Below are 3,254 nucleotides of genomic sequence, written 5' to 3'. Positions count from 1 at the left end.
GTTCTTAACTACCGCGAAAACAAGCATAAGTTTTTGATCGACAAGGCTCGTTGGCTCAAAAGAACTCTTGAGAATCTTAAATTCGGTATTCAGCTAATTTATACGGAGAGTTAAGTTGTTTTTCCGATAGATCGATGCTGAAAACCGGTTAAAAACGTAATCTATTCTACAAGCTGTTCGTAGAGTATTGCAATCATCTTGGAGTGTGATTTCATTCTCTATAACAAAAAAAATACATACAGTACTGACAAAATGGGAAAAAATGAAAGTAAAAGTAGGAAGTAAAAGGAAGGTTGCACTATGGTTTATGTTGTTCACAATAGTAAGCTTAGTTGTTTTTGTTAATTTCTATAAACCGCCATTTGGATATCTGAGAGTGGAGAGAATGCTTCTCCCAGAAAATACGGAACTGGCAAAAAAAGTTTCAGGCTATTCAACCTCGGAGATCGTTAAGTCCGGCAAAGTAAGTTTTTCAATGGATGTATCGCTGAAAGATTATGAAGAGTTGGGAAAATTGCTGAAAAACGGTAACTACGTAAAGCTGAATGGTAGTTACTATTACGTAGATCTCGTTGCGATTGTAGTGTAAAAAAGCTCGATAAAACTCCGGAAAGCTTTGTGAGCATAACCTCCGATGAACTGGAGAAGTATCCGACCATCAACTTATCTCTTTATTATACGAGAATAGAGGAAGTCGAGAGCGAGGGTAATTTCTTCACAGCGGAAGCTGAATTCGAGGAAGTGCTTGCGATTAGCGAACTAATTCAAAAAAGAGGAAATATCTTGGAATACGGTGGGAATTATTACGAGGTTTTCATTAGAACTAAGGTTGTATTCAGAGAGTTTTTGAATCCTGCAAATTGCGTGCTTGTTGGAGAAGAGCTTAAAGATTTTCCTGCATTAAAGAATGGGTTAAAGGAAGCTGAAAAAACTGGAAAATCCATTGTTCGTGTTCCTGTTAGTGAGATAGAAAAATGTGTTGACATGTTTGGAGTGGTGGAGTGCGTCTATTACAACGGTAGCTATTATAGACTGATGTTTGCTAAACCGATGGCTTGAAAAATTCTCTGGATATTGGAATAATAAAAAGGGATATGCTTTCCCCTTAGAAGGCATTGCCAAAAAGGATGTGTTGTGCTCGGAAGGAGAGGTGTTAGATATCTTAAACTGTTGGACATCTTTGTTTAGACAAAACCTTTTTAAGCTGAATAGCAATCCTCTTTTCATGGGTAAGACCGGAACGACTCAATGGATCAAGATAAGGGGAAGAAAAGGACAGACGAGACTCGTTCCATCGAAATACCAGAATTACAAGAAGCCGGGACCTAATCAAAAGTATACCTCCGACGGAAAAAGGAGAAGAAGGATAAAAAGATCGCCGAAAAGCATAGTTGGAGCGAAAACTTAACATTACTTGGTTTTTTGAAATTGTTAAAATTTTGGTAAACGTTAAATTGCTTAATTGGGATTTTTGTATTGGGTGTAAAAAATGGAAATTGCAAGCTTAGTTATCTCTCACAAGAAAGCTTCAATAGATGAAATTCAAAAAGCTTGGCACGGTGATTATAGAAGTTTGATCGAAAGAGTTTTAAAATACCCGGGAATTGAGGAATGTGTTATTTTAATGACTTGCAACCGTGTTGAGGTTTACGTAGTAGGAAATAACACCGAAAAAACGCTTTTAGAGTTTGCAAAAGAGATGGGTGTTCCGGAAAGAATAATAGAGATTCATAAAAACGAGAAATGCATGGAACACATCCTCAGAGTCGCTTCTGGGCTGGAATCGATGATGGTTGGAGAGGATCAAATTCTCGGTCAGGTAAAAGACTTTTACAATTTGGGGAAACAACACGGTGGAATTGGAGAGATTCTGGATTTAATCTTCTCCAAAGCCATACAAGTTGGTAGAAGGGTTAGGAGAGAAACAAGGATAAATAAGGGAGCCATTTCTATAGGTAGCGCTGCCGTGGAGCTTGCTGAAAGAGTGTTAAAGAGTTTGAAGGGTAAAAAAGCGCTTGTAGTCGGAGCGGGAAAAATGGCTGAACTTGTCGCAAGATCTTTGGCTCATAAAAATCTCGAAAAAATTTACATCGCTAACAGAACCTTCCAGCGAGGGGAGAAACTTGCGGAAAAGGTTGGGGGAGTTGCAATTCCCTTCGACAAACTTGAAAAGTACATGGTTGAAGTGGACGTTGTTTTCACAGCCACAGCCTCTCAAAAACCGATAATAACAAAGGAAGTTGCCGAAAAGGTAATGGAAATTAGAAAGGACGAGTTGATAATCATAGACATAGCTCTTCCGAGGAATGTGGAAAAGGATGTTGGAAGTGTGAGAGGAATTAAACTTTTCACGATAGACGATTTGAGGGAAATAAGCGAAGAAAACTTAAAAAGAAGACTCAAAGAGGCTGAAAAAGCTGAAAGAATTGTTGAAGAGGAATTAGAAAACCTGAAGAACAAACTTAAGGAATTGAGGTCAAGAAAGGCTTTGAGACTCATGTATTTGAGATGTGAAGATGTGAAGAAGGAGGAAATTCTTGAATTTTACAACAAGCTTAGGGCAAAATACAACGTTGATGAATCCGTTTTACCAATAATAGAAGACTTCCTGAATTCGTTTATGAAAAAGTACTTGAGGTTACCGACGGTTAGGTTGAAGGAGGCTGCTATAAACGGCAAGCCCGAAATTATCGAGGCAGTGGAGTTTTTATTCGGAGGTGAAGACTTTGGAATTTCCAAAGCTGAGAATGAGGAGGTTGAGAAAGGACAAAATTCGTCCCCTTCTAAGAGAGACGAAATTGTCTGCTGAAGATCTGATAATGCCAATCTTCGTCGACGAAAACATCTCTTCTCCTAAGGAAATTCCCTCGATGCCCGGCTACTTCAGACTTCCGATCGAAGGAGTCGTTAAAGAAGTGGGGGAAGCTTTAGAGAAAGGAATTAGAGCTTTCATATTTTTCGGAATTCCCTCCTACAAAGATGAGATAGGCTCCTCAGCCTTTGACGATAACGGGGTTATTCAGAAGACGTTGAGGAGAGTGAAGAGCGAGTACGACGACGCAGTCTTAATTACGGACGTTTGCCTGTGCGAGTACACAACCCACGGACATTGCGGAGTTGTTAAAGACAAGGTGATTTTGAACGATCCCACTTTGCCGATTCTTGGGAAAATAGCCGTAAGCCACGCTAAAGCTGGAGCAGATATCGTAGCTCCTTCCGGAATGATGGACGGAATGGTTAAAGCCATTAGGGAG

General features: G+C 39.6%; 4 protein-coding genes and 1 pseudogene. All 5 read left to right on the top strand.

The features are described from left to right. Window positions 1-262 precede the first annotated feature (262 nt). Window positions 263-589, top strand: coding sequence for a hypothetical protein (locus tag F7C14_RS07805; protein WP_290901603.1), 327 nt, complete (start codon window positions 263-265; stop codon window positions 587-589). Window positions 590-618: 29 nt separating this feature from the next. After that, window positions 619-1,059 (top strand): hypothetical protein, encoded by a 441-nt coding sequence (locus tag F7C14_RS07800; protein ID WP_290901601.1) that lies wholly within the window; start codon window positions 619-621, stop codon window positions 1,057-1,059. Between the two features lie 166 nt (window positions 1,060-1,225). After that, a complete protein-coding gene (locus F7C14_RS07795) occupies window positions 1,226-1,408 on the top strand; it encodes a DUF5350 domain-containing protein (protein ID WP_290901599.1) in 183 nt (60 codons plus the stop codon). Between the two features lie 81 nt (window positions 1,409-1,489). After that, the gene (gene hemA, locus F7C14_RS07790; protein WP_290901597.1) at window positions 1,490-2,809 is read left to right on the top strand and encodes a glutamyl-tRNA reductase; all 1,320 of its coding nucleotides are present in this window, start codon (window positions 1,490-1,492) and stop codon (window positions 2,807-2,809) included. Then, a pseudogene (locus F7C14_RS07785) lies at window positions 2,748-3,254 on the top strand (porphobilinogen synthase); the annotation flags it as partial. The gene hemA and the pseudogene F7C14_RS07785, both read left to right, overlap by 62 nt.

The sequence above is a fragment of the Ferroglobus sp. genome (assembly GCF_015521575.1).
GTDB lineage: Archaea > Halobacteriota > Archaeoglobi > Archaeoglobales > Archaeoglobaceae > Ferroglobus.
This window is presented reverse-complemented; position numbering and strand designations above follow the sequence as displayed.

Excerpts from the sequence above, each read along its gene's own strand:
- F7C14_RS07805 (WP_290901603.1), top strand. The coding sequence starts at position 263 with ATGAAAGTAAAAGTAGGAAGTAAAAGGAAGGTTGCACTATGGTTTATG.
- F7C14_RS07795 (WP_290901599.1), top strand. The coding sequence starts at position 1,226 with ATGGGTAAGACCGGAACGACTCAATGGATCAAGATAAGGGGAAGAAAA.
- hemA (WP_290901597.1), top strand. The coding sequence starts at position 1,490 with ATGGAAATTGCAAGCTTAGTTATCTCTCACAAGAAAGCTTCAATAGAT.